General features: G+C 62.2%; 26 protein-coding genes. 14 read left to right on the forward strand and 12 right to left on the reverse strand.

Features of this window, described 5'->3' with window-relative positions; all coding sequences use genetic code 11:
* Positions 1–145: 145 nt before the first annotated feature.
* On the forward strand, positions 146–1,078 hold the full coding sequence (locus EN807_RS02845) for a polysaccharide deacetylase family protein (protein WP_135933808.1): 933 nt from the start codon (positions 146–148) through the stop codon (positions 1,076–1,078).
* A gap of 175 nt (positions 1,079–1,253) precedes the next feature.
* On the opposite strand, the gene EN807_RS36335 is transcribed toward EN807_RS02845, so the two are convergent.
* Positions 1,254–1,424 carry a winged helix-turn-helix transcriptional regulator gene (locus tag EN807_RS36335; protein ID WP_246684003.1) on the reverse strand — a complete coding sequence of 57 codons (171 nt, stop codon included), beginning with the start codon at positions 1,422–1,424 and terminating at the stop codon, positions 1,254–1,256.
* Positions 1,425–1,564: 140 nt separating this feature from the next.
* On the opposite strand from EN807_RS36335, the gene EN807_RS36070 reads away from it, so the two are divergent.
* Together EN807_RS36070 and EN807_RS36075 are read left to right on the forward strand one after the other, a co-directional pair.
* Positions 1,565–1,969, forward strand: a complete 405-nt coding sequence (locus EN807_RS36070; RefSeq protein WP_210239965.1) for an NAD(P)-binding domain-containing protein — start codon at positions 1,565–1,567, stop codon at positions 1,967–1,969.
* A gap of 50 nt (positions 1,970–2,019) precedes the next feature.
* Positions 2,020–2,448, forward strand: a complete 429-nt coding sequence (locus EN807_RS36075; RefSeq protein WP_210239966.1) for a hypothetical protein — start codon at positions 2,020–2,022, stop codon at positions 2,446–2,448.
* Positions 2,449–2,846: 398 nt separating this feature from the next.
* On the opposite strand, the gene EN807_RS02860 is transcribed toward EN807_RS36075, so the two are convergent.
* Complete coding sequence (locus EN807_RS02860) at positions 2,847–3,056, reverse strand: hypothetical protein (protein ID WP_065009132.1); 210 nt, start codon at positions 3,054–3,056, stop codon at positions 2,847–2,849.
* A gap of 438 nt (positions 3,057–3,494) precedes the next feature.
* Between EN807_RS02860 and EN807_RS02865 the strand changes: the two genes are divergently transcribed.
* Both EN807_RS02865 and secDF read left to right on the forward strand, forming a co-directional pair.
* Entirely contained in the window at positions 3,495–3,857 is a 363-nt protein-coding gene (locus EN807_RS02865; RefSeq protein ID WP_135933809.1) for a hypothetical protein, read from the forward strand.
* Between the two features lie 142 nt (positions 3,858–3,999).
* Positions 4,000–6,555: a protein translocase subunit SecDF gene (gene secDF, locus EN807_RS02870; protein WP_135933810.1), complete on the forward strand. Its 2,556-nt coding sequence runs from the start codon at positions 4,000–4,002 to the stop codon at positions 6,553–6,555.
* Positions 6,556–6,705: 150 nt separating this feature from the next.
* Here the strand turns inward: secDF and EN807_RS02875 are convergent, their stop codons facing one another.
* Together EN807_RS02875 and EN807_RS02880 are read right to left on the reverse strand one after the other, a co-directional pair.
* Complete coding sequence (locus tag EN807_RS02875; protein ID WP_135933811.1) at positions 6,706–7,956, reverse strand: MFS transporter; 1,251 nt, start codon at positions 7,954–7,956, stop codon at positions 6,706–6,708.
* Positions 7,957–7,959: 3 nt separating this feature from the next.
* Positions 7,960–8,148, reverse strand: a complete 189-nt coding sequence (locus EN807_RS02880; protein ID WP_210239967.1) for a hypothetical protein — start codon at positions 8,146–8,148, stop codon at positions 7,960–7,962.
* A 72-nt stretch (positions 8,149–8,220) separates the two neighbouring features.
* On the opposite strand from EN807_RS02880, the gene EN807_RS02885 reads away from it, so the two are divergent.
* Positions 8,221–8,889, forward strand: coding sequence for a metalloregulator ArsR/SmtB family transcription factor (locus EN807_RS02885; RefSeq protein ID WP_135933812.1), 669 nt, complete (start codon positions 8,221–8,223; stop codon positions 8,887–8,889).
* Here the strand turns inward: EN807_RS02885 and EN807_RS02890 are convergent.
* Positions 8,841–9,374, reverse strand: a complete 534-nt coding sequence (locus EN807_RS02890) for a DUF4440 domain-containing protein (protein WP_246684004.1) — start codon at positions 9,372–9,374, stop codon at positions 8,841–8,843. The genes EN807_RS02885 and EN807_RS02890 overlap by 49 nt on opposite strands.
* Positions 9,375–9,597: 223 nt before the next feature.
* Complete coding sequence (locus EN807_RS35385) at positions 9,598–9,744, reverse strand: hypothetical protein (RefSeq protein ID WP_189522331.1); 147 nt, start codon at positions 9,742–9,744, stop codon at positions 9,598–9,600.
* A gap of 228 nt (positions 9,745–9,972) precedes the next feature.
* Between EN807_RS35385 and EN807_RS02895 the strand changes: the two genes are divergently transcribed.
* Complete coding sequence (locus EN807_RS02895; RefSeq protein WP_135933813.1) at positions 9,973–10,947, forward strand: LysR family transcriptional regulator; 975 nt, start codon at positions 9,973–9,975, stop codon at positions 10,945–10,947.
* A gap of 90 nt (positions 10,948–11,037) precedes the next feature.
* Here the strand turns inward: EN807_RS02895 and EN807_RS02900 are convergent, their stop codons facing one another.
* Positions 11,038–11,835: an SRPBCC domain-containing protein gene (locus EN807_RS02900; RefSeq protein WP_135933814.1), complete on the reverse strand. Its 798-nt coding sequence runs from the start codon at positions 11,833–11,835 to the stop codon at positions 11,038–11,040.
* Complete coding sequence (locus tag EN807_RS02905; protein WP_135933815.1) at positions 11,826–12,434, reverse strand: helix-turn-helix domain-containing protein; 609 nt, start codon at positions 12,432–12,434, stop codon at positions 11,826–11,828. Before EN807_RS02905 ends, EN807_RS02900 begins: the two co-directional genes overlap by 10 nt.
* 213 nt (positions 12,435–12,647) lie before the next feature.
* On the opposite strand from EN807_RS02905, the gene EN807_RS02910 reads away from it, so the two are divergent.
* A complete protein-coding gene (locus EN807_RS02910; RefSeq protein ID WP_065011571.1) occupies positions 12,648–13,040 on the forward strand; it encodes a GFA family protein in 393 nt (130 codons plus the stop codon).
* Between the two features lie 105 nt (positions 13,041–13,145).
* On the opposite strand, the gene EN807_RS02915 is transcribed toward EN807_RS02910, so the two are convergent.
* Positions 13,146–14,654, reverse strand: a complete 1,509-nt coding sequence (locus EN807_RS02915; RefSeq protein WP_135933816.1) for a winged helix-turn-helix domain-containing tetratricopeptide repeat protein — start codon at positions 14,652–14,654, stop codon at positions 13,146–13,148.
* 205 nt (positions 14,655–14,859) lie between these two features.
* Here EN807_RS02915 and EN807_RS35390 point away from each other — a divergent pair, with 205 nt between their 5' ends.
* Together EN807_RS35390 and EN807_RS02925 are read left to right on the forward strand one after the other, a co-directional pair.
* Positions 14,860–15,042, forward strand: a complete 183-nt coding sequence (locus tag EN807_RS35390) for a DUF1127 domain-containing protein (protein WP_189522445.1) — start codon at positions 14,860–14,862, stop codon at positions 15,040–15,042.
* 325 nt (positions 15,043–15,367) lie between these two features.
* Positions 15,368–16,303: an alpha/beta hydrolase gene (locus EN807_RS02925; RefSeq protein WP_135933817.1), complete on the forward strand. Its 936-nt coding sequence runs from the start codon at positions 15,368–15,370 to the stop codon at positions 16,301–16,303.
* On the opposite strand, the gene EN807_RS02930 is transcribed toward EN807_RS02925, so the two are convergent.
* Positions 16,300–16,830, reverse strand: a complete 531-nt coding sequence (locus EN807_RS02930) for a dihydrofolate reductase family protein (RefSeq protein ID WP_135933818.1) — start codon at positions 16,828–16,830, stop codon at positions 16,300–16,302. The genes EN807_RS02925 and EN807_RS02930 overlap by 4 nt on opposite strands.
* 118 nt (positions 16,831–16,948) lie before the next feature.
* Positions 16,949–17,908 carry a LysR family transcriptional regulator gene (locus tag EN807_RS02935; RefSeq protein ID WP_135933819.1) on the reverse strand — a complete coding sequence of 320 codons (960 nt, stop codon included), beginning with the start codon at positions 17,906–17,908 and terminating at the stop codon, positions 16,949–16,951.
* A 97-nt stretch (positions 17,909–18,005) separates the two neighbouring features.
* Here EN807_RS02935 and EN807_RS02940 point away from each other — a divergent pair, with 97 nt between their 5' ends.
* From EN807_RS02940 to EN807_RS02950, 3 genes are all read left to right on the forward strand, one after another.
* Positions 18,006–18,854 carry an SDR family oxidoreductase gene (locus tag EN807_RS02940; RefSeq protein WP_135933820.1) on the forward strand — a complete coding sequence of 283 codons (849 nt, stop codon included), beginning with the start codon at positions 18,006–18,008 and terminating at the stop codon, positions 18,852–18,854.
* Positions 18,855–18,973: 119 nt separating this feature from the next.
* On the forward strand, positions 18,974–19,396 hold the full coding sequence (locus EN807_RS02945; RefSeq protein ID WP_135933821.1) for a RidA family protein: 423 nt from the start codon (positions 18,974–18,976) through the stop codon (positions 19,394–19,396).
* Positions 19,397–19,815: 419 nt separating this feature from the next.
* Complete coding sequence (locus EN807_RS02950) at positions 19,816–21,108, forward strand: NAD(P)/FAD-dependent oxidoreductase (RefSeq protein WP_135935762.1); 1,293 nt, start codon at positions 19,816–19,818, stop codon at positions 21,106–21,108.
* 170 nt (positions 21,109–21,278) lie between these two features.
* Here the strand turns inward: EN807_RS02950 and EN807_RS02955 are convergent, their stop codons facing one another.
* The gene (locus EN807_RS02955; RefSeq protein ID WP_135933822.1) at positions 21,279–23,150 is read right to left on the reverse strand and encodes an adenylate/guanylate cyclase domain-containing protein; all 1,872 of its coding nucleotides are present in this window, start codon (positions 23,148–23,150) and stop codon (positions 21,279–21,281) included.
* Positions 23,151–23,275: 125 nt separating this feature from the next.
* Between EN807_RS02955 and EN807_RS37585 the strand changes: the two genes are divergently transcribed.
* Entirely contained in the window at positions 23,276–23,542 is a 267-nt protein-coding gene (locus EN807_RS37585; RefSeq protein ID WP_189522332.1) for a hypothetical protein, read from the forward strand.
* Positions 23,543–23,544 lie beyond the last annotated feature (2 nt).

Raw genomic sequence — 23,544 nt, forward strand, 5'->3', positions numbered from 1 at the left:
TACGGTTTGCTGCAGTCTGGTTGTGGCGAAATCCTGGATCCAAGGGTAAATCTGATCGGGCTCGCCGTTCCGCGCCAGCCTTCGAGCCCGATCTCCTCGCTGACCCGTACATGCGGATCGGCAACCCGCCAGGAATTGTACTGTCATGAAGCTCCAGCATCGCCACGGCCCGCCGCGCGATTTCGTCGGTTACGGCCGGCGGCCGCCGCAGATCATCTGGCCGGACGAACGTCTGGTCGCAGTCAATCTCGTGGTCTGCTACGAGGAAGGGTCGGAGTATTCGCTGTTCGAGGGCGACAGCCATAGCGATGGTTGGGGCGAATATCCGTTGTCGGCGCCCGACGGCATCCGCGACCTCGGCACCGAAACACATTTCGAGTATGGCAGCCGCGTCGGTATCTGGCGCATCGCCAGACTGCTCGAGCGACACGGCGTCCACGCCACGATCTCGAGCTGTGCCGAGGCGCTGCGGCGCAACCCGGAGGCGACGGCATGGCTGCGCCAATCGGGTCACGATCTGCTCGGCCATGGCCTGCGCTGGACCGAACAATGGACCCTGAGCCGCGACGAGGAGCGCGACCATCTGCAGCGCGCCGTTGCGCTGTTCATCGAGCTGCTCGGCGAGCGCCCGATCGGCTGGAACAGCCGTTCCTTTCCCAGCGTCAACACCCGCGATCTCCTGATCGAGGAAGGCGGCTTCCTGTACGATTCGGATCCGTGCAACGACGACCTGCCCTATTTCGTGCCGGCACAGAACAGGCGCCTTCTGATCGTCCCCTATTCCAAGACCCTGAACGACAGCCGCTATCTGGTCAGCCCCGGCTATGTGACGCCCAAGGACTTCGTCGACAACGTTAAAGCCTATCTGGACTTCCTGATCAGGGAAGCCAGGGAAGACGGCGGGCGCATGATGACGATAGCCGTCCATGCGCGATGGACCGGCCAACCCAACCGGGCCGCGGCATTGGAAGGCATAATCGAGACGGTTCTGTCCAGGCCGGAGGCCGCCTTCATGCGCCGCAACGACATCGCCCGGTATTGGCTGTCGTTGTTTCCGGCCGAGGGCGAAGCTCCATGAAGCCGACGTCCAACTCGCGTGCGAACAGCATCCTTAAGCATCGGTGCGGGAAGGGAATTGCTCACCCCAGCGGCATAACGCCTCTGCTCCAGCATTGAGCGCCGCTCCGCCTTCTGTCAACGAATAGACGACCTAAGTCGGCGATCCCGGATAGACTTCTCGGTTCACAAGCCCGTCAGCCTCCAGTTCGCGTCAGCATCTTTTCACTGATCGCCGGAATCGACTGCCTCAACCGGCCGAACCTGCGAGATGCCGTTCCAAGCTCGCAAAGAGTATCCACTTTCCACTTCCCTTCGATCGCCTTGATCGCGGTTGCGAAGCCGCAATTGCCCGTCGGCGTATTCATGATGCTCTCCTTACCGTTGGGTAACCACTTGCCTCCAGGTGCGTATTGTGCGCGCCACTCACTCCAACATACCTCTGCCCTTGACGGCAAAACCATGGCGCGGCGCGCCTATTGGCATCTAATTGGTGGAGAGTGTTGCAATGAAGCTTTCAATCAGCGTTGTGGGGACGGGTCGTATGGGATCGGCGCTCGCCCGGGCCCTGCTCCGGTCGGGATATCGGACGACGGTCTGGAACAGGACGAAACAGAAGGCCGAACCGCTGGCCGCGCTCGGCGCCACTGTCGCGGGGTCCGTCCTGGAAGCTGTCAAGGCGGCTGAAATTATCATTGTGAACGTAAGCGACTACCAGGCAACCGCTGCAGTTCTGCACGACGATGCTGTTGCTTCAGCCCTTCGCGGCAAGCTGGTCGTGGAACTCACTTCGGGAACGCCGCATGGCGCACGCGAAGCCGCTGAATGGTTTGCCGAGCACGGAGCCAGCTATCTCGATGGCGCAATCATGGCACACGCCGGATTTCATCGGACAGATGCCGGGACGATCTGATCTCGGGGCCAAGGCAGGCTTTCGACGCGAACGAGGAGATGTTTCGTGCCTTGGGCGGCAATGTCCAGGATATCGGGGAAGAGCCGGGACGTGCGAACGCAGTTGATAGCGCGCTGCTTGCTGTCATGTGGGGCGCGCTGTTCGGCACGCTCCATGCCATCGCCGTGTGTCAGGCCGAAGAGATCGACCTCGGCGAGTTGGCTCGGCAGTGGACCGCATTAGCGCCTGTCGTTGACGGGCTTGTCGCCGACCTCATCAACCGGACGAATGCTGGCCGTTTTGCCAGCGACGACGAGACGCTCTCGTCGATCTCCCCGCACTACGGCGCATTCCAGCATCTCCTGGAGCTGATGGAGGCGCGCAAGATCGACCGCTCTGTGGTCGACGGTTACGACGCGATCTTCCAACGGGCGATTGCAGCTGGCCACCTACATGATGATTTTGCAGCGTTATCGCAATTTCTGGGAAAATCCAGATGAGATCTATCCGACCTGGATTGCGGGAAGGGTGACTGGCTGAGCGGATTTTCACTATGCAGTTTTCGGCCTTAGGCGCCTTGTCGTCAGCCAGCGGGCCTTTAACGATGAGCTGGTTGCGGCAAAGAAGAAGGCGAGTGTGAGCCGAGTCAGACCCGTGATCTACAACAGGGGAATAGAATGCCTTTGACGCTTCTCATCGATTCGTATTGTGCTGCTTGGTCCGATGAGAACGCCGAGCGACGGCGGGCGTTGCTGTTACCGATCTGGAGCGATGGCGCGACATACACGGATCCTGCAGTCCATGCGACTGGCGCGGAAGAACTGCTCGCGCACATCGCAAGAGTTCTGGCCAAGCATCCCGGTGCCCGCATCCTACGGACAAGTGACGTGGATGTTCATCATGGGATCGCACGCTTTGCGTGGAAGTTTGCGATGCCTGATGGATCGTCCTTCCCTGAGGGTTTGGACATAGCCATCCTCGGCCCTGGCCAGAAGCGAATAACACGTATCATCGGCTTTTTTGGGCCGTTGGTAAGATCCTCGGTGTCATAAGCCTTCGCCGTCAAGCCGATCGCGTGCCAGCCCGTGCGCCACCAGGTGTCGGCCATGAGCGTCTCCAAAATGGTCTGGCAGGAATACTGGCTTGGCACGTTGGGCCGCGTCCCGGCGCGCAGCCTGAACGTTCCCCCGAGAAAGCCAGGAAAGCAGGCAGATGAGCCCTGTTCGAGGCATTCGTCTCGTTGGTTATTCGTATACGAGTATACGCGTATGCGCTCAAGTTACATCGAGAAGGGTGGTGCTCTGGAGCGGCCGCCTCCTTGGTGCTCCTCGTCGAAAAGGAAGCGCATCGGCCAACACTTGACCTTTGAGTCGGTGAAAGGTGCGCTTCAATTCGCAACGCAAGTGCTGTAGTTAGACAAAGAGTGCGGCCTGCCGCTTACTGAGGCAACGAAGGCGAAAGCGTATCAAACGCAGTGTATGAGAGCCATACCGATGAGATGAGACGAAGCGGCCGAAGACGGGCCAGGCCCGGCGTTCTGCTCAGTGTGAGCGCTGGTCTGCGGCTGATCGCGTCGTTGCTCTTTTTGGTCTGGACCATTCCTGCGGCAACAGCCGACCAGGTCGGACAGGATGTAGCTAAAGAGCAAATGAGGCTCGCTGCGTCCAAACCGGTCGCGACCATCCTTGTCCGCGACATTGCGCGCCGTGTTGCAGCTGAGGCGTCCCGTTTCAAGACGGGAACGCCTGCCATTGCGGGAAACGGCAAGCCCTTTTGCATTATCCCGGATTTGCGCCTGCCGCTCGAAACCGCGTCAGCCGCACCGATTGGTATCGGGTCTGAGGACCGGGCGAAACTGTCGCCGATCCGCGCCTTTGATGCGCGCGCGCCTCCGTTTCTCCCGGCATGATCCTGGCCGCGCGACCGCGGCCCCCGACTCCCAAAACTTTCACATCGCGTTCCCGGGCTCTCGTCGAGTTGCTCGCCGATCGGAACGCCAAAGCTCTTGTCGGAGGTGGTTTCCGCCCGATATGGGCTGAACGGACAAGAACATGCTGCATTTTTCGCGCTGGAAGACCATTCTCATCTGGCTGACGGTCCTGGCCGGTATCCTGTACGCAGCTCCAAACCTGGTTCCCGCCTCCACCCTGGCATCGCTGCCGAATTGGCTGCCAAAGCGGCAGCTGACGCTGGGCCTCGACCTGCAGGGCGGCTCGCACATCCTGCTCCAGATCGATCGGCAGGACCTCGCCAACGAACGCCTCGAATCGGCCCGCGACGAGGTCCGCACATCGCTGCGCGATGCCCAGATCGGCTATACCGGGCTTACCGGCACCGCCAATTCCATCCAGGTCCGCATTCGCGACCAAGGCCAGATCGAAGCTGCGAAGACCGCGCTCGAAAGATTGACGCAGCCGATCTCGACCGGCCTTTTCATGAGCGGCTCGGTGACCGAGATGGAGATGGCCGAGCCGGAACCGGGCCTGCTGCGCTTTACGCTGACCGAAGCCGGGATCGACTACCGGATCGCCGCGGCGCTCACTCAATCGATCGAGGTAGTGGGCCGGCGCGTCAATGAGCTCGGCACGACCGAGCCGATCATCCAGCGCCAGGGATCGGAACGCATCATGGTCCAGGTGCCGGGCCTGCAGGATCCGCAGCGGCTGAAGGATATTCTCGGACAGACCGCCAAGCTGACCTTCCAGATGGTCGACCAGTCGGTTCCCGTCGAGGAGGCGATCTCCGGCCGCCCGCCTGCGGGTTCGACGGTGATGTATTCGACGGACGAGCCGCGGGTTCCCCATCTGATCGAGAACCGGATCATCGTCTCCGGCGAAAACCTCGTCGATGCGCAGGCAACCTTTGACCAGCGCACCAACGAGCCGGTGGTCTCGTTTCGCTTCGACAGCCGCGGCGCAACCCGCTTCGGCCAGGCTACTCAGGCCAATGTCGGGCGCCTGTTCGCGATCATCCTCGACGACGAGGTCATCTCCGCGCCCCAGATCCGCGAACCGATCCTGGGCGGCACCGGGCAGATATCCGGCAGTTTCACGGTGGAAAGCGCGAACGACCTTGCGGTCCTGCTGCGCGCCGGCGCACTGCCTGCCGACCTCACCATCGTCGAGGAACGCACCGTCGGTCCGAGCCTCGGCAGCGATTCGATCGAGGCGGGCCAGTTCGCGTCGATCATCGCCTTGTTCCTCGTTGTCGGCTTCATGCTGTTCGCCTATGGGCGACTGGGACTGATCGCGAACATCGCGCTCCTGGCCAACGTCGCACTGATCATCGCCGTCCTGTCCGTGCTCGGCGCAACGCTGACGCTGCCTGGCATCGCCGGCATCGTGCTGACGATGGGCATGGCGGTTGATTCGAACGTCATCATCTTTGAGCGCGTCCGCGAAGAGAACCGCCAAGGGCGCTCGATCGTGCAGTCGATGGATTCCGGGTTCAGACAGGCGCTGGCGACCGTCGTCGACGCCAATGTGACGACGCTGATTGCCGCCGTCATCCTGTTCTTCCTTGGCTCGGGGCCGATCAAGGGGTTCGCCGTCACCCTCGCCATCGGCATCGTCACCACCGTGTTCACGGCCTTCACGCTGACGCGCTGGCTGGTCGCGTTCTGGCTTCGCCGGCAGCGGCCGAAAACGATGCCCAGCGGTGTCATGCGGCTGGTGCCCGACGACACCCGCGTGCCGTTCATGGCATTCCGAAAATACGCTTTCACGCTGTCCTTGCTATTTTCGATCACATCGGCCGTGCTGTTCTTCACGGTCGGCATGAACTACGGCATCGACTTCCGCGGCGGTTCGAGCATCGAGGTGCAGGCGAAGGGCCAGCAGGCCGACATCGGCGACATCCGTGAGCGGCTGACGGGCCTCGAACTGGGTGAGGTGCAGGTGCAGGAGTTCGGGTCGGCCCGGGACGTGCTGATCCGCATCGGCACCCAGGGGGGCGGCGACATTGCCGAACAGTCCGCCGTGCAAAAAGTCAGAAGCGCGCTTGAAACCGATTACGACTTCCGCCGCATCGAGGTTGTCGGTCCGACGGTGTCCTCCGAACTCGCGTTCAACGGCACAATGGGCGTGCTCGCCTCGCTGCTGGCGATGCTCGTCTACATCTGGATCAGGTTCGAATGGCAGTTCGGGCTCGGCGCAATCATTTCGACGTTCCACGACGTGATCCTGATGATCGGCTTCTATGTCGTCGCCGGCATAGAGTTCAATTTGACCTCGATAGCCGCGATCCTGACCATTGTCGGCTACTCCATCAACGATACGGTTGTCGTCTATGACCGGATCCGCGAGAACCTGCGCCGCTATAAAAGGATGCCGATTGCCGAGCTGCTCGACCTGTCGATGAACCAGACGCTGGCGCGAACGGTCCTGACCGGCGTGACCACGCTGTTCGCGCTGGCGGCGCTTTCGATCTGGGGCGGCGAAGTCATCCAGTCCTTCACGGTCGCGATGATCTTCGGCATCCTCGCCGGCACCTATTCCTCCATCTTCGTCGCCGGGCCGCTGCTGATTCTGTTCAAGCTCCGGCCGGGCGCCCTCAGTCCAGAGGAAGTCGCAGCGGCGAAAGAGCCGCCGGCGCAGCAAGCCTTATGATCCAACGATCGACGCCATCTTTTTGGCTCGCTGCAGCACTTTGATCTGGCTAGAGCGGTTCATCGTTTCACAGAAACGCCGAACCGCTCTATCTCTTTGTTTTTGCGCAATTCCGGACGGAAAACCGTTCACACTTTTCCTGAAATTGCTCTAGACCGTCTCTCGCATCACGACAGCGACGACTACCCCTGAGAGAAACGTCAGCGCGGCGATCGATGCGATCGCCCATGACAGCCCGAAGCTGTCGGCGATGAGGCCGGCGCAGAGAGCACCGATCGCGTAGCCGAGATCCCGCCAGAATCGGTAGACGCTGAGCGAGCGGGCGCGCCAGGTCGGATGCGAGGCATCGGAGACGGCTGCGATCAAGCTCGGGTAGACCATCGCTGTGCCGAGGCCGAGCAGAAGGCTGCCGACGATCCACCACTCGAACTGACGCATCGCCGCGGTGAGAAACAGACCGGCGGCCTGAACCCACATGCCGGCTACGATCAGGCCTTTGCGCCCCCAGCGATCGCTCAAGGGACCCGTGACGATCTGCAGGACACCCCATGTCGCGGGGTAGATCGCCTTGAGGATGCCGATGCGCTCGACGCCGAGGCCGAAGGAAGCGAAGAACAATGGGAAGATGCCCCAGCTCATGCCGTCGTTGAGATTGTTGACCAGTCCGGCCTGGGAGGCGGCGAACAGGTTGCGATCCCCGAAGGAAGTGAGCGCGAAGACCTGCCGAAAGCTGATCGGCGCGGCCTGCTGCGCGTGGGATGAAGCCTCCAGCCGAACATGGTCGCGCGTGTCGCGCACGAGCAGGATCGACAGTGCGGCACCGACGACCGCATAGCCGATGCCGAGATAGATCGGCACTGGCCGAAGTCCGTATTGCGCGGCGAGATAGCCGGTCAGCAACGCCGTCACCCCGACGGCGAGATAGCCGGCGAACTCGTTGAGGCCGACGGCAAGGCCGCGCGATTTCGGCCCGACGAGATCGACTTTCATGATCACGGTCATCGACCAGGCGAGTCCCTGGTTGATGCCGAGCAATGCGTTGGCCGCAATCACCCATTCCCAGCTCGGCGCCCAGATGATCATCAACGGCACCGGCAGGCCGACCAGCCATCCCAAAACGAGTACGCGCTTGCGGCCCCACGCGTCGGCAAGCTGGCCCGAGACCAGATTGGCGAGGGCCTTGACGACGCCGAAGCTGACGATGAAGGAGACGATGAGCGTCGTTGATGTGACGTGGAACTCCTCCGATCCGATCAGCGGCACCACCGTCCGTTCTATCCCGACCATGCCGCCGACAAAGGCGTTGATCACGACGAGCAGCGCGAATTGCGGCCAGTTCTCCCTGAGGCCGAGCCTGACGGATGAACCCGTCTCGCCTGGAACCGATGCCGCTTCCTCCATGGGTCAGGCCGCCGCAGCCAAGCCGGAATTGGCGGCCCGGAGTGCCGCGGCCTCGGGCGGTACCGGCGGAATCTCGGCGAGCATGAAGCGGATGAACGCGGCTTCGTCCTCGATCCGGAGGGCCTCGTTGTGGCAACCGAACGGATAGGAGACGCCGACTGGATGGCCGTGAAGGAATTGGCGAAGGAACATGGTCTTGCGCGCCTTGCTACGAAGGGCTAGAACATTCAATCATTCCGCTGAATGTTTCACTGAGGAGAAGCGGTGTCAAGCACCGGACCGAAACAGGCGATCTACGCAAGCCTTGCCGAAGTGGCTCAGGCGCTCGGCCATCCGCATCGGCTCGAGCTGCTGGAGCATCTGGCGCAAGGGGTACGCAGCGTCGAGGACCTCTCCGCGCTAGCCCATCTCAGTTTCGCCAACACGTCGCGCCACCTGCAGATCCTGCGGCGGGCGCGCCTCGTCGAGACGGAGCGCCGCGGCAAGCACGTGCTCTATAGTCTTACGGGCGATGCCGAAGTGGTGGCGCTGATCAAGGCGCTCGGCCGGGTCGGCGAGCAAAACGTGGCCGAAATCGGCCGCGTCATGGCCGACTACTTCCGCGCTCGCGATGCGATGGAACCGGTGTCGCGAGACGACCTCGTCTCGAGGCTGCATGACGGCATGGTCACGGTTCTCGACGTGCGGCCAGAGGACGAGTTTGCGGTCGGACATCTTCCAGGCGCCCTCAACATCCCCCTGGCCGAACTGGAGCGTCGCTTAGAAGAGCTACCGGCGGATCGGGAAGTGATCGCCTATTGCCGCGGCCCCTATTGCGTTCTGTCGTTCGAAGCGGTCGCCGCCTTGCGGGAGCGGGGCTACCTCGTCCGTCGGCTCGAGGACGGCTATCCCGAATGGAAGGCCGCCGGCCTGCCGGTCGAAACGGCAGCCTGAAACAGAACGCGCGGAGCTGTCACAGCGTTGGGAGATTGCAACGTTGGTCTGGCGTGGACCCTCAGCGGCGGGTCAGCGGGCCAGCGCGGCCGCCTGCTCCAGGCTGATACCCGGGCGAGCGGGTCAGCGTGCTGGTGCGCGAGCCGCCATTCGGATCCTTCGCGGCGATAGACCAAAGTAACGCGCAGCGGCCAGTCCTGGGCCGGCAGACCGCCGACTTCGCCGCGGCCGCGCTCGATGACCGCGAGAACCACCATGTCGGCCGCGGCATAGGCTTGGACCAGCTCTTGTTCCAGCGTGCCGTTCTTGAAGAAACGCCCCATTGCCTCCCAGTGTTCGCTCGTCATCTCCACGCCGCGTGTCGGCTTTCCGCCGAAAGGCGACATAAGCGTGAGGTCATCGGTGAGCGCAATCAACGCACGGTATCGGGCGATGTCGCCGCGCATCAGCGCCGCGTTGGCTTTGGCGGTCTGCCTGATGAGCATGGCAATCTCCTCGTCAGGGATAGAGACCTGATGGGCAACGGCAGAGGCGCTTGTAGCTTTCGTGATCCCAAGCGACGCAAGACCGGCGCCCGCTGCAGCGATTGCTGAACGTCGTGAAACTGGCATGAGAAATTTCTCCTATGTTTGTACCGATCCGCAGGCGCAGCCCCCTGGCATCGGTCGAGCCGATGCAATCTCACATCTTTCACCGCCGGCATTTCCGTCAGGGCTTCAAAAGACCGTGCAGCGGCTGGAAGGACAGCTTCGGGCGGATGCCGTCCGGCAGATTCGGCGCGATTTGAGCAGCGAAGAAGCGCGTCGCCTCTTCCTCCGAGTTCCACACCTCGACGATCCGCCAGCCGACTGCCACCGGGTGAGCGATATGTGCATGATGAAGCCCGGCACCTGCCTCAAAACGTCACCCACGAGGGCGAGCATACCATCATACCCTTGCGGCGACTGTCCGCCGACCTCGGAAATCATCATCACCGACATGGCTGTTTCCCGCTCAAGGCTCCGTTCGTCCGAGCGATGCACCGCTCAGCCGGTAAAATTGCATGTTTGATCTTGATGAAGCCAATGATATGATTTCAGTAATATGCTGAACGGAATTGATCTTTCACGCGCCGATCTCAATCTCCTCGTCCTCTTCGAGGCCGTGCTCGAAGAGGGGCACGTGGGCCGGGCGGCGGACCGGCTTAATCTGACTCCATCGGCCGTCAGTCACGGGCTTGGCCGGTTGCGCCGGCTCCTCAATGATCCCCTGTTCCTAAGAACACCCAAGGGCGTGGTGCCGACGGCGCGTGCGACGGAACTCGCCGCGCCGATCACCGATATTCTGGCGCGCGTGCGCAGCGTCATGGCGACTGCCGCACCCTTCGACCCCGCTACGGCCATGCGCCGGTTCGCAATCGGCGCACCGGACGGTGTCTCAGCCGTGATCCTGCGCCCGCTTCTCGCCGAACTCAGCCGGATTGCGCCACGAATCGACGTTGGCGTGCGTCAGATCTTGCCCTCTCCGGCCCGCGTCTGGCGAAGCGCGATTGTCGATCTCGAGGCGCACGCCATCGATATCGCGATCATTCCGTCCGATGACATCCCGCCTCGCTTCGAAAAGCGCTGCATCTACGAAGAAGACTTTGTAATTGCCATGCGCCTTGGACATCCGTTCGCGCGTGATCCGACCCTGGACCGATACTGCGACATGCAGCATCTGGTCGTCTCGCACAGTGGCGATCCTTATGGCTTCGTGGATGAACAACTGGCCAAGCAAGGCCGGGCGCGACGGATTGCGTTGACTGTTCCCAACTTCATGTTCGCGCTTGCGGTCATCGCCGAGACCGATCTCATTTCGGCCCTGCCGCGGCGGTTCGTTACCATGCATGCGGCGCGTTTCGGCGTCCTGAACCTCGATGCCCCGTTGCCGTTGCCCGGCTTCCGGCTCAACGCCGTCGCTCCCAAGGTCGCGATGATGGATGCGGGTGTGGCATGGCTCTTCGATCTGCTTGCAGGAGTGGAGCATACTGCGCAGAAGCACCGCGGCGGCCTGCCCGCGCGAAGACGGCAGGCGTAGCCGGAAACCTTCGGCTGCCATGGCGGGCGTGCTGTAGGTAGATTAATGGCGCGCAGCGTTGAAACTGACAACTGCGTTTCCGCTGAAGCGCTACTCGCCGGGAGTCGGGAAATGTTTTCCAAGCCAGGTTCGCCACCTTGGCTCCTCCCGTTTTGCAATGCTCGCTGCATCGTCGCCAAAGAGGAAAAACCGCACGGACAGGTATGTCATCCCGCCCATCGGCAAGGCGAAGAGGTGCGCGAAGCCCGGCGCGGGCTGGTCCAGCCGGACCACCAGCTCGGGATGGTCTTGCGGCCCTGTTCGTTCGACGACGCCCTCGAATGCCAGCGCGTCCGAGGCCACGCGCCGTTGTTCAGTCGCATTCGCCAGGCCCAAGGGTTCAACCAGCTTTCGCCACGCATCGGCTAAAGGTTCAGAGGACGGGACCAAGAGCTGAAAAGCCGATCCGTGCTGCCCGGGAAAGTGCGTGAGGTAGAGGCGGAGCAGGCGGAAGAAGGCGATCCATCCGTAGCTGTGGCCTTCGAACTGATCATCCCAATCATCAGAAGTCGCGAACCACCGATGGACAACGCGAACGGTGCAAAGCCCGCCGGACTTTGCCTCGACAATCCATTCCGTCGCTACCGTTCCCGGCTGACCCGGTGCTTCTGCGACAAACCGCTTGGGCGGCTCCCAAGCCGTGATGGTGGCGACGGCATCCATGCTTCCATCGGCAGCGAAATGCGAAACGGTGGTTCCTCCGATGCGGCCTTCGAGTTCGCTCGGCACGAACCATTGAGATATTCCAGGTCCCGTTGCGATCGCGTTCCAGACGTCCTCCGATGTACCGGGGACATCCACTTGCGCCTCGACCGAGCGATTGCCGGCAGAATCTTTTTTTACTGGCATTGAACGTCCTTTCCTTGCGGATTGGCTGGTGAAGGATGCGCCGTCACGACAAGGCGATGGGACCGTCCCTGCGGCGCGGTTTCGTCGTGATAGCGTGCCGCCAGCGTGGTGATGGCCTCAGCCAGTTCACGCGTGAACGAGGCGCGGTCGGCGGCGGAGCGGAAGCGGATTTCGGTGTCGATCGCCAAGGTCGCTAGGCGCTTGCCGGCATCGGTGGCAGCGCGCTGGAGGGCCCCGATCTCCCGCACTAGCCGAGCGCCGAGCGCGATGAGGTAGCTTGCCGACAGGCGGTCGACGGTGCGGTCCGGATCGGCGCCGACCGGACCCAGCGCGCTCGTCGAGACGACATAGCTTGTGGCGCTCGCCACCATGAGCCGCTCGGTCAAGCCACCCCACTTGCGCGTGTCTGCAACTTGGACAAGCCCGTGCTCCTCCAGAGCATGCAGGTGGTAATTGACTTTCTGCCGCTTGAGACCGAGGCGCGTGGCGAGGGCGGCGGCCGAGGCGGGCTCCCGCAGTTCTGAGAGGAGCTGACTCCGAACCGGCTCCAACGCGGCGGCGGCCGCGCTCGGCCGATCTATGACCTCGATATCGAGCATGCAGGCCTCACATTGACAAGCTTTCCTGTCAATGCCGTTGACGAGTATATTTGTCAAGAGCGAAAGCACCGCTTCGTTCCAAATAAGAGGGCGGCAAGGGTGGGCGAGGCCCGCTACGGAAGGCGACGCGTCCCCGCCCGCAGCGGGGCAATTGCAATGACAGTGCCGTTCGTTGTAGCCATTCCGACCGCTTGATTTTGGAGGAGATGCAGCATGGACCGATTCACCGGCGGTTGCCTGTGCGGCAACGTCCGAATAGTGGCGTCGGGACTCCCATACAGGGTCGGCATTTGTCATTGTCTCGACTGCCGCAAGCATCATGGGGCCCTTTTCCACGCTTCCGCGGTGTTCCCCCAGGATGCGGTGACGGTCGAAGGCGAGACGCGCGACTACGCCGGGCGGTTTTTCTGTCCCCGCTGCGGCTCGACAATTTTCGGTCGCACCGCGGACGAAATCGAAGTGAACCTGGGATCCCTGGATGCCCCTGACCAACTGATGCCAACCTACGAAAGCTGGACCATCCGTCGCGAGTCCTGGTTGCCGCCGTTTCCGCTCACGAGACGATACGAGCGTGATCGTGACGCCACGAGTCGCTTTGAGGAATAGGTCGCACGAACGCTGCGAAGGCGCCGTTACGAGACAGAGATGTATGCTTTGATCGACATCTCGAACCAGCTGCTCGAGGGCAGCGCCTTCGGTCACGCCGGCGCGTCACTCCGGAAGACCGGCCTTGCGGAAGCCATCAACGAAATGCTCGAGCGTCGCAGCGTCGCGGAATGGCTCCGTCGTGGCCCAGTGGCGGGTTGTGAAATGCGGGTTGCCAACGAGGAACAGTTCGACCTCCGCGCGCGCCTCGTCGAGCCGGCCCAATTGGGCAAGGCTTGCCGCCAGGAAACGGCGTGAGCTCGTACGATAAGTCTCGTCCCTGCGCAGTGTCTCGACAGCGGCTTCGTATGCGCCGGCCGCATATTGCGCCTGACCGAGCGCCAGATAGTACCAACTTGCCGGAAACGGGTTCAGCCGGAATGCCTTGCGAATGTGCTCAAGGCCCTCCTCGACCCGTCCGGCCAGGACCGCGATGTCGGATAATGCCGCCCAGGCATCGGCCTCGTTCGGGTCGAGCTCGATCGCCTTGGCGAATTCCGCATCCGCCCCGGCGAAGTTGCGCTCATAGGCAAGCAGGTAAGCCAAAACCCAGCGGCAGCCGGCATCGTTGGGGTCGATCGCTACGGCTTTGCGCGCCAGTTCCAAAGCAACGCTACGGGATGTTTCGGTTGGTCCGCCGGAATGCACCCACCCCATCCAGTGGTTCATGGCAAGCCAGCGATAGGCCTCGGCATATTCCGGATCGAGCGAAACCGCGCGGGTGAGCATCAGATGCGCTTCGCGCGCCGTCTGCGGCGAATCATCCATCAGCTTGCGCGCCCGCACGCAGAGATCGTAAGCCTCGAGATTTTTGGGCCGATTGCGCGGCGGCGGTGCGCGCAGCCTGCCGAGCAACGCCTCCACGATCTTGCCGGTGACCTCGTCCTGAACGGCAAAGATGTCTTCCAAGCCGCGATCGAAGCGTTCCGCCCATAGATGGTCGCCACTCACCGCGTCGACCAGCTGGGCGTTGATGCGCACGCGCCCTGCAGCGCGTCTTGCGCTCCCCTCCAGCAGATAGCGCACGCCAAGGTCCTCAGCGATCTCGCGCACGGCCATCGGCTTTCGTTTGTAGGCAAAGGCCGAGTTGCGTGCGATGACGAACAGGCCGGAGATCCTGGACAGGTCGGTGATCAGGTCTTCGGTCAACCCATCCGCGAAGGATTCCTGCTCGGGATCGTTGCTGACATTGACGAACGGCAGCACGGCTATCGATGGCTTGCCGGGCAGCGTCAAAGGCTTTCGCTTCGCGCCATCGAGCTGTTCGACGGCCCCCGTGAAGCGGTAGCCGACGCGCGGAACCGTGGCGATCCATTCGCCGCCGTCGGCGGCCGGACCAAGCAGCTTGCGCAGCTGCGCGATCTGGACAGTGAGATTGCCTTCCTCGACGGCCGTGCCCGGCCACGCCGCGTCCATCAACTCGGCCTTGGCCAGGATTTCGCCGGGCCGTCCAACGAGCGCCGCAAGCAGATTTAACCCACGGTAGCCAACGGCAACAGGAACATCGTTGCGAAGCAGCGTTCCCGCACCGGAATCAAGCACGAACGGACCAAAGGCAAAGCGCGATCCCTGCATGCGGCGTATCTATAGCCCGTTTGGAAGTTTTGAGAACTATTTGGGAGAGCTTAATTACGACGCTGTTCGTATCCTGCAGAATTCAGCCTCTTTCAGGTCGAGGGTCCCCGGACCTTCAAACCATATGGAGGTTGCTATGAACGTTACTCTTGCATCGGCCCGGCATCAGGCAGCGCGGCCGGGAACGCCCTTGCGGCCAGTGGAAATGTCGCGTCGGCACTACAGCCTGGCGACCCTGCGAAGCATTGTCGCGGCCTGGGACGAGCGGAAGCGCTTTCGCTGGGAACTTGAGCAAATGTTGAAGGACAATCCTCATTTGATCGGCGATATCGGTCTGACGAGACGGCAGGTCGAGGCAGAGATCGCCAAGCCCTTCTGGCGGCGATAATCCTCGTCGGCTCAAGGCCGCGAAGCCGATACCGTCATCGTCGTCCTTGAGGTTGCGGCAGATTGCGAAATCGCACTACGCAAATGAATCAGGCCCAGTCAAAGCCTAAACTAGGCGCCAATGCGCTGGCCGACTCGACGGGGCGCTTAAGAGCTTGGCCCGTTCGGGCTGATCTCGGCCAGCTCGCTCGCGCCCGCCGGCGCGTGGACACTACGAATAGCCCGACCATGAGGAAGTCCGGCCACAGGCTCTTCGGCAACATCCGGAACTCGTGCCGCTCGTTTGAGTTGAACTCCAGTTCTAGACAGCAAAACGGAACCTTACCATGAGCCTGCCTGCTCAACGCCGAATGCGTCTCTCCGGTGGAACCGAGCTTGCTTACGTCACTGGGGGCGATCCATCCAACCCCGCTTTGCTCCTCCTGCATGGCTTCCCGAGCTCATCGCGAACATTTCGCGATGTAATCCCTGGCTTGGCGCGCGTCGCCTATGTGATCGCGCCCGACCTCCCGGGCTATGGCCAGTCCGACGTTCCGCCGACACCCTCCTTCGCCGCGATCAGCGAGGCAATTTCCGAATTGCTGGCCCACCTCGTGATCGGGCGTCGCTTCATCTACCTGCATGACTGGGGCACCGCTGTGGGCCTGCAGATCGCCATGCAAGCGCCCGAGCTGGTTTCGGGCCTCATCATCCAGAACGCAAACGCACATCGTACCGGCTTCGGGCCCCTGTGGGACGCCGCATTGAAGTTCTGGTCAGAACCGACAAAGGAGATCGAAGCGGCCGCAACCCCCAACCTGACCTTTGAATTCACGCGCGAGCAATATACGGGCGGTCTGCCGGAGGAGGTCGCCGCCACGATCAAAGGCGAACCCTGGGTCGAGGACTGGAGGGTGATGAATCTTCCCGGCCGCATGGAGACCCACCGCGCGCTCATCGCCGATTATAAGAACCACGCCGCGCGTTTCGATGCGATCGCCGGCTATCTAGAAAAATGGCAACCGCCGGCGCTCATGCTGTGGGGCCGTCACGAGCCCTATTTCGATATCGCCGAAACGCTGTCCTGGATGCAGGATCTGCCACGTATGGAGGCTCATATTTTCGACGGCGGGCATTTCCTGTTCGAGACGCATGCCGAACCGGCACTCTCCCTCATGATGGACTTCATCAAGCGAACACAGGAGAGACTCACACAATTCCCGTCGCTTTTGGCCCAAACCAGACTTCAGCGGCGATTTCCATCCGGCGAGTCGCGGGATTAAGCAGGGACGTAGGTCAACCTGATCACATCCTCGCCTATCCGGTCATTAGTCATAAGGCGGAGCGGCGGCCGGGGTCCCGCGAAATATGGCTTGCCGCGACCAAGCACGACGGGGTGCAGGTAGATTCGATACTCATCGATCAGGCCAAGTTCGGTGAGGCTTTGCGCCAAGTCCGGGCCAGCAACTTCGATCTCCCCGTCGCGCTCGGCCTTCAGCTCGCGGATTGCGCCCTCGAGATCATCCTCGACGAGCGTGGCGTTGGGGCCAACCGACTTCAACGAGCGCGAGACGACCCATTTCGGCTGGTTCCGCCACGCCGCCGCGAAGGCGTGTCGCTCTGCATCCCATTCAGGATGATCGTCGTCCCAGTAACGCATGATCTCATACATTTGGCGACCGTACACACTGCCCGCCTGCCCCTGAGCCTCCTCAATGAAGTGGCGGAAGAGCGTGCGGCTTGGCGCAAACGCCATATGGTCGACGTAGCCGTCCAGGGACTGATTCATTCCGAACACGAGCTTAGCCATATCCACCTCCTTTTCCTTACGCGGCACATCCGCGCGGTTCTGATTGCAATATGCGAATTGCATTATGCAATCGGTTGTAAGCTACATCGACTGATGGCCGATCGGCAGAAGCGTGAAATCATGCCGGACCTCCTTCTGCACTACGATTGCGTGGATCGCTGCTTCTTTGATCCAGTTGAGGTTCTTTCTTTCGCAAGTCCTTCACGACATCGAGAAAAGCCCGCAGTGCCGGCGGCACGGTTCGGTTTCCGGGATAGTAGACCGCGACCCCTTCCGGAGCGGGCATCCATGCGGTCAGGACCCTACGCAGCCGGCCATCGGATATGGCCCCTTCCGCGGCCCAATCCGCCACATAGGCAATGCCCAGACCCTTTATTGCTGCTTCGACCATCAGTTCCTCGTCATCGAGGACGATGGAGCCGTTAGCGGCGATCACGAGTTCCTGGCCGGCGCGTTCGAACTCCCATCGATAGAATTTGCCGCTGGGCATACGATGGCCGATGCAATGGTGGCGTTGCAATTCCTCGGGCGTTCCCGGGTCGCCGAAGCAATCGAGATAGCCGGGCGAGGCGACACAGATGAACGTCAACGGGCGTGCAAACGGCACGGCGATCATGTCCTTGGGGACCGATGCGAGGAGGCGCACGCCGGCATCGAACCCGCTGGACACGATATCGATGAGCCGCCCCTCGACGACGATGTCCACGGTCACGTCCGGGTGGCGCTCCGCCATCTGCGGAAGAACCCAGCGAACGAGAAGCCCGGCTACCAATCGCGGTGCGTTGATGCGGACCGTGCCCGCGACATTGCCCCGGAACCCCGCGACGCTGTCGAGCGCCTCGTCCAGCGAGACGAGCGCCGGCTGAAGGCGATCGAGCAACCGGAACCCGGCTTCTGTCGGGGAGACGCTGCGTGTGGTGCGGTTCAGAAGGCGCACCCCCATGCGTTCCTCGAGCGCACGCATCGCATGGCTCAATGTGGAAGGTGCCGTGCCGATCTCGTCCGCTGCGCGGCGGAAGCTGCGGTGTGTGGCAACGGCCACGAAGGCGGTGAGATCGTTGAGCGACGGGCGGGGCATTGATGGGGATTTTGCATCATCTCATGCCGATTTCAACGGCTAATGCGCGCAATGCGATTGCCCTATCTCCTGCCGAGATCAATTGGAGGTATGAGAAATGACAAAGACCTGGCTCATAACGGGTGTGTCGTCCGGTCTAGGCCGGCTGCTGGCGGAGAAGGCTCTGATCAGGGGAGACCGCGTCGTCGGCGCCAGCCGCAGCGAGGACGCACTTCCCGACCTGCGTGCAGGCTACCCAGAACGGCTCCGCATCGTCGCAATGGACCTCAAGGACCAAAGCTCGGTCCGCGCCGCGGTCGACCGTGCCTTTGCCGCATCCGGTCGGATCGACATCGTCGTCAGCAATGCTGGCTATGGCCTGCTCGGCGCGGCGGAAGAGGCTGGCGATGTGCAGGTTCGGGACATCATCGACACCAATCTCATCGGCTCGATCGCACTCATCCGGGCGGCGTTGCCGCATCTGCGCAGCCAGGGTGGCGGCCGGATTCTACAGGTATCGAGCGAGGGAGGCCAGGTCGCTTATCCGGCTTTCAGCCTCTATCACGCGACCAAGTGGGGTATCGAGGGGTTCGTCGAGTCCGTGGCGCAGGAGGCTGCTCCCTTCGGCGTCGAGTTCACCCTTGTGGAACCTGGGCCGGCGCGGACCGGGTTCGGCGGCAATCTCGCGCGGACCAAGCCGCTCGCGGCCTATGAGGGAACACCCGCCGATCAGATCCGCGAGGCGCTCCGTGGCTCTTGGGTGATCAAGGGCAACCCCGAGCGCATGACGGACGCAATGATCACGCTTGCCGATCAGGATGGCCCGCTTCCGAAGCGGCTGGTGCTCGGTGCCGAGGCTTATGCCGGCATCCGCAAGGCTCTCGGCGGGCGCATCGAGGAGCTCGACCGGCAGAAGGACGTCGCCGTCGCGGCGGATTTCACCGACGAGGAGCTGGCGCAGCTATGACCCACCCTGTCCCGCCAATCCACAGCCGCATGGCACCGTCGTGCAACTCAGCCCGTTGATCCCGATAGATTCCCCCGGCTCCGGTCCGCTCCCGCTATCAAGACAGAAAGGAACACGAAATGCCTGTACGTGACGCCATCTATCCGGCCAAACGCCACGCGTTATACGATATTCATCGATATTCCGCGGCCATTCGCTCCGGCGATCTTCTCTTTGTGTCGGGTCAGGTCGGGAGCCGTGAGGACGGCTCGCCCGAGCCGGTATTCGAGGATCAGGTTCGGCGGGCCTTCGCCAATCTGCGCGCGGTCTTGGCCGCCGCCGGGTGCAGCTTCGATGACGTTGTCGACGTCACCACCTTCCACACCAACCCGGACGAACAGATCGAGACAGTTCTGGCCGTCAGAGCGGAAGAGATCGGCGCACCTCCCTACCCGAACTGGACGGCAGTGGGCGTCAATTGGCTTGCCGGCTTCGATTTCGAGATCAAGGTCATCGCCCGCATCCCTTCGACGACCAGCAGTCATCCGGCGGACAAGCGCTGATCGCTCGCCCTGCAGTTCTGTATTGGCGATTAGCACCCGACGACGGAAACGGCAGCGCGGCGCGCCCCAGCACGGGCTCGCGATGTCCATCCAACGATGAACATGCGAGCTTTGCCTTGGGCCAAAATACGTCATTCGGCCGCAAACGATTCCGATCACCGCCGTTACTACGCTTTCTCGCCTCTTGGCTATTTCGCGCTCCGCGCGCGGACGTAGCTCCAGCGGCAAATGGGCGGCAATTTCGGTGTTGGCGTCGTGGAAACGACAAAATTGGCCCGCCGGAAAGGATGAACCTGGGCACCGCTATGTCGTTGCGGGGACTTTAAACGCTTGTCATGCGTGAGATCAACGCCGTGCTGGAAAACCGACCATTTACTGATTTCACAACGTACAATAGTGTGACATCAGAGGGGAGCGTGATGACGAGCGGAACGGACATTCTTGATGCCGTCGTCATCGGTGCCGGTTGGGCGGGACTAGGTGTCAGTCATGCGCTGACGCAGCGTGGCTTGCGTCATCGAGTGTTGGAGCGGGGTCGCATCGGTGAGACTTGGCGGACCCAGCGCTGGGACTCCTTTCGGGTAAACACACCCAACATCCAGACGGTCATGCCTGGGGATACCTATGACGGCCCCGATCCCGACGGTGCGATGACAAGCGGCGAGTTAGTCGCGCTGTTGGAGGACTATGCCGACCGGTATGGCCTCCCGGTGGAGACCGGTACGCCGGTGACCGACCTTGTTGCGAGCGATGACCTGTACCGGCTGGCCGTTCCGCGCGGCGCCCTGTGGGCGAGGAATGTGGTGATCGCCAGCAGTAACCAGAATTGCCCGGCGCGCCCGCCTTTCTCTGCTTTGTTGCCGCCCGAAGTCCAACAGATAGATGCATCGGCCTACCGTAACGCATCTGGTCTCGACAATGGAGCCGTGTTGGTGGTCGGAAGCGCCCAGTCGGGTGGCCAAATCGCCGAGGACTTGGTCCAGGCGGGGCGAACCGTGTTTCTTGCAACGAGCCGAGTCGGCCGGCTGCCCCGAATGTATCGAGGTCGTCACATCTCGGTCTGGATGGTTCTCAGCGGGCTGATAGATGTGACCCGCAGGGAATTGCTCCAACAGGGGCCTATTCCTGGAAGGCCGCTGACAGGGGCGCTCCATACGATCAGCCTGCAGTCCCTCAGTGCGCAAGGCGTTGTCTTGCTGGGTCGGCTCACGGGCGTCGACGACGGCAGTCTCTCGTTCAGTGACGATGCAGAAGAGCATGTTCGCCTTGGAGACGAGGGCTCCGCCAGAGTTCGAAGCCAGATCGACGAGTTTATCGCGCGCAACGGGATCGATGCCCCCGAGGCTGAGCCGGACCCGGCGGAGGTGATAGGCGCGCTTCTGCCGAATCCACCCGTCCGGTCAATTGATCTTGCCGCGCGGGGGATCACAACGGTGATCTGGTGCACCGGGTTCAGAGGGGATTTCGGGTGGGTGTGTGTTCCCAATGTGCTCGATGCACAAGGCCAGCCATTGCACGAGAAGGGGTTCGCTAGCGTCCCTGGCGTGTATTTTGCCGGCCTGCCTTTTTCGATCTCGCGGCGGTCGGGCACAATATTGGCAATCGCGGAGGAGGCAGCCCTGCTGGTCGAAGATATCCAGCGTCGTTTAGAGCAATTCCAGGAAAATTGTGAACGGTTTTCCGTCCGGAATTGCGCAAAAACAAAGAGATAGAGCGGTTCGGCGTTTCCGTGAAACGATAAACCGCTCTAGACAACCTGCATCTGACGTCCCGACCCAGTGATGCCGAATCCCAGCGAATAATCATTCGTTAGACGGCTTCCACCCCTCGCAATGGCGCGCCCGAAGAGATGAAACTGATTGAACTCGCTCCGTAAAAACTATCAGGCGGTTTCAGGAGCCTTGGCCTGTGCGAGGTCCTGCAGGAACTCTTGCATCAGCGGCCTGTCACCGAACCGGCGGTAGGCGCGCTCTGCTTCCAGCGAGAATTCCGGATGCGCCTCGATCAGCTTTGCCATCGTCTGCTGGGCTGCCTCGACCTCTCCGCCCCCGCCCTGCAAAGCGGCCTGAATCAGAAGGCAGTTTGCATCGCGCGGCGCCCGGATCAGGCATTCCTCTATGACGGCGGAAGCCTCATCGCGGCGGTCAGCCGCGTAGAGCGCCTGCCCGTGCACATAGGCATAGTACTCGGGCGCCATAGGATGAAGGCGGCGGGCCCGCTCTGCGTTGGCGACGGCATCATCATATTCCCCGAAGCGAACCTGCGCCTTTGCAAGCGCCATCATGCTGTCGGGATCGTTAGGGTTGAGCTCCACAGCGCGCCGTGCAGCCTGCAAGCCGCCTGAATAGTCGCCCTGGACGGCAAGCCCGAAGCTGATGACCTGATAGCCAAGGCCAAGATTGGGATCGAGACGGACCGCCTGCCGGGCTTCGCTAAGCCCAAGATGGAGCTCCGGCGCGTTTGCCCGGCCGTCACCGCTCTGCGCCACGCTGGCGATATAGGTCAGCGCGAGGCCTGCGCGGGCGGCCGCATAGGACGGGTCCATTTCAAGGGCGCGCTGGTAGAGGCCCCGCGCTTCCAGAATGTCCTGCCGGTCATTGGCGCCGTGCCGGTAGCGGTTGCGGGCCTGCAGCACGAGATCATAGGCCTGCAGATTGTCGGTCGGGCGCTCCGCTGCCGCCGCCGCCTCGCTCCTGCCGATATAGGGCGCGATCTGCGCGACGATTTCGGTGGTCAGCTCGCTCTGGACGGTGAACACGTCGGCGACCTGCCGGTCAAAACTGCGCGACCACAGATGCGCGCCTGTCTTTACATCGATCAGCTGCGCCGACACGCGAAGCTGGTCGCCTTCACGGCGGGCGCTGCCTTCAACCACATAATCAACGCCGAGCTTCGCCCCGAGCTTGCGCACGTCCATATCCTGCCCGTGCACGGCGTAGGTGGAATCGCGCGCGATTACCTGCAGCTCTGAATTGCGGGCAAGGGCTGTCGTCACATCCTCGGTCAGTCCGTCCGCGAAATACGATTGCTCGCCGCTGCCGCTCATCGCCGCAAAAGGCATGACCGCCACTGACGGCCTGGGGTCGGCGCGGCTCTGGTCCATCGACAAGGCCGCCGGGATGCGGCTGACCATGGCTGCCAGGGAGAGCGGCTGGATTTGGGTGCCGATGAGGATGAGGGCTATGGCGGCCGCGCCATAAGACCAGCGGGCGGCGGTGCTGCGCAGCACCTGCGGCACCTGCCGCCAAGGCGACCACGGAGAGCCCGCCCGCCTTACGCGGTAGACGTTGAGAAGTTCGGGAATGTTCTTGGCCCGCCTGCGGCCGATGCGGACGAACCTGTCCGCGCTGTTGCGGGCGGCCGCCATCACCACGGCGCCGCTGACGAATATCTGCCCCGGATCGCACATGGCCTCAAGACGGGCGGCCACATTGACGCCATCGCCGTATACGTCGCCGTCATCTTCGATGACATCGCCAAGATTGATGCCGATGCGCAGCTCGAACGGGCCCTTGTCGAAGCCTGCCTGTATGGCCAGCGCCGCATCAACCGCTTCGTTGACGCTGGGAAACATGGCGAGAAAGCCGTCTCCCGTCGTCTTGACGATGCGCCCGCCATGGCTGGCAATGGTCGGGTCAATGAGCTCATCAAAAACAGCGCGCAGCTTCACGTAGGTGGAAGCCTCGTTTTCAGCCATCAGCAGGCTGTAGCCGACGATATCGGCGGCCATGATTGCCGCGAGCTTGCGTTCCATCAGCATTATTCCTGAGCAGGGCCATGCGCGGACTGTTACTACTGACACTTAGGGCGACGCACGGCCCAAGATTAGACCCATAATCCCGGATAGACTTATACACAGCTCACAAATGCGTGACGATTGTGGCCTATACCGTTCTGACCTTCGTCAGCCATCATCTGCTTCGTCCGGAGCCGTCCGTCGCCGCACTGGCGGAGGGCGACGCCGCATTGAACGGCCTGGGCCTTGCCTGCCTGCCCGACCACGCGCTGCGCCCCTTCCTTGCAGAAGGACGGCTTCAGCAGGTGCTGGAGGACTGGTGCCTGCTATCCCGTCCGGGAACGTTCGGTTTGGATTTAAAGCCGAACGCTCAGCGACGAGCGCCACGTCTGGGCTTTCGCGGTCAGTGAAA

It is taken from the genome of Mesorhizobium sp. M5C.F.Ca.ET.164.01.1.1, assembly GCF_004792125.1.
GTDB classification, from domain to species: Bacteria; Pseudomonadota; Alphaproteobacteria; order Rhizobiales; family Rhizobiaceae; genus Mesorhizobium; species Mesorhizobium wenxiniae.

Excerpts from the sequence above, each read along its gene's own strand:
- EN807_RS02845 (WP_135933808.1), top strand. The coding sequence starts at position 146 with ATGAAGCTCCAGCATCGCCACGGCCCGCCGCGCGATTTCGTCGGTTAC.
- EN807_RS36335 (WP_246684003.1), bottom strand. The coding sequence starts at position 1,424 with ATGAATACGCCGACGGGCAATTGCGGCTTCGCAACCGCGATCAAGGCG.
- EN807_RS36070 (WP_210239965.1), top strand. The coding sequence starts at position 1,565 with ATGAAGCTTTCAATCAGCGTTGTGGGGACGGGTCGTATGGGATCGGCG.
- EN807_RS02860 (WP_065009132.1), bottom strand. The coding sequence starts at position 3,056 with ATGGCCGACACCTGGTGGCGCACGGGCTGGCACGCGATCGGCTTGACG.
- secDF (WP_135933810.1), top strand. The coding sequence starts at position 4,000 with ATGCTGCATTTTTCGCGCTGGAAGACCATTCTCATCTGGCTGACGGTC.
- EN807_RS02875 (WP_135933811.1), bottom strand. The coding sequence starts at position 7,956 with ATGGAGGAAGCGGCATCGGTTCCAGGCGAGACGGGTTCATCCGTCAGG.
- EN807_RS02880 (WP_210239967.1), bottom strand. The coding sequence starts at position 8,148 with ATGTTCCTTCGCCAATTCCTTCACGGCCATCCAGTCGGCGTCTCCTAT.
- EN807_RS02890 (WP_246684004.1), bottom strand. The coding sequence starts at position 9,374 with ATGCTCATCAGGCAGACCGCCAAAGCCAACGCGGCGCTGATGCGCGGC.
- EN807_RS02895 (WP_135933813.1), top strand. The coding sequence starts at position 9,973 with ATGCTGAACGGAATTGATCTTTCACGCGCCGATCTCAATCTCCTCGTC.
- EN807_RS02900 (WP_135933814.1), bottom strand. The coding sequence starts at position 11,835 with ATGCCAGTAAAAAAAGATTCTGCCGGCAATCGCTCGGTCGAGGCGCAA.
- EN807_RS02905 (WP_135933815.1), bottom strand. The coding sequence starts at position 12,434 with ATGCTCGATATCGAGGTCATAGATCGGCCGAGCGCGGCCGCCGCCGCG.
- EN807_RS02910 (WP_065011571.1), top strand. The coding sequence starts at position 12,648 with ATGGACCGATTCACCGGCGGTTGCCTGTGCGGCAACGTCCGAATAGTG.
- EN807_RS02915 (WP_135933816.1), bottom strand. The coding sequence starts at position 14,654 with ATGCAGGGATCGCGCTTTGCCTTTGGTCCGTTCGTGCTTGATTCCGGT.
- EN807_RS35390 (WP_189522445.1), top strand. The coding sequence starts at position 14,860 with ATGTCGCGTCGGCACTACAGCCTGGCGACCCTGCGAAGCATTGTCGCG.
- EN807_RS02925 (WP_135933817.1), top strand. The coding sequence starts at position 15,368 with ATGAGCCTGCCTGCTCAACGCCGAATGCGTCTCTCCGGTGGAACCGAG.
- EN807_RS02930 (WP_135933818.1), bottom strand. The coding sequence starts at position 16,830 with ATGGCTAAGCTCGTGTTCGGAATGAATCAGTCCCTGGACGGCTACGTC.
- EN807_RS02935 (WP_135933819.1), bottom strand. The coding sequence starts at position 17,908 with ATGCCCCGCCCGTCGCTCAACGATCTCACCGCCTTCGTGGCCGTTGCC.
- EN807_RS02940 (WP_135933820.1), top strand. The coding sequence starts at position 18,006 with ATGACAAAGACCTGGCTCATAACGGGTGTGTCGTCCGGTCTAGGCCGG.
- EN807_RS02945 (WP_135933821.1), top strand. The coding sequence starts at position 18,974 with ATGCCTGTACGTGACGCCATCTATCCGGCCAAACGCCACGCGTTATAC.
- EN807_RS02950 (WP_135935762.1), top strand. The coding sequence starts at position 19,816 with ATGACGAGCGGAACGGACATTCTTGATGCCGTCGTCATCGGTGCCGGT.
- EN807_RS02955 (WP_135933822.1), bottom strand. The coding sequence starts at position 23,150 with ATGGAACGCAAGCTCGCGGCAATCATGGCCGCCGATATCGTCGGCTAC.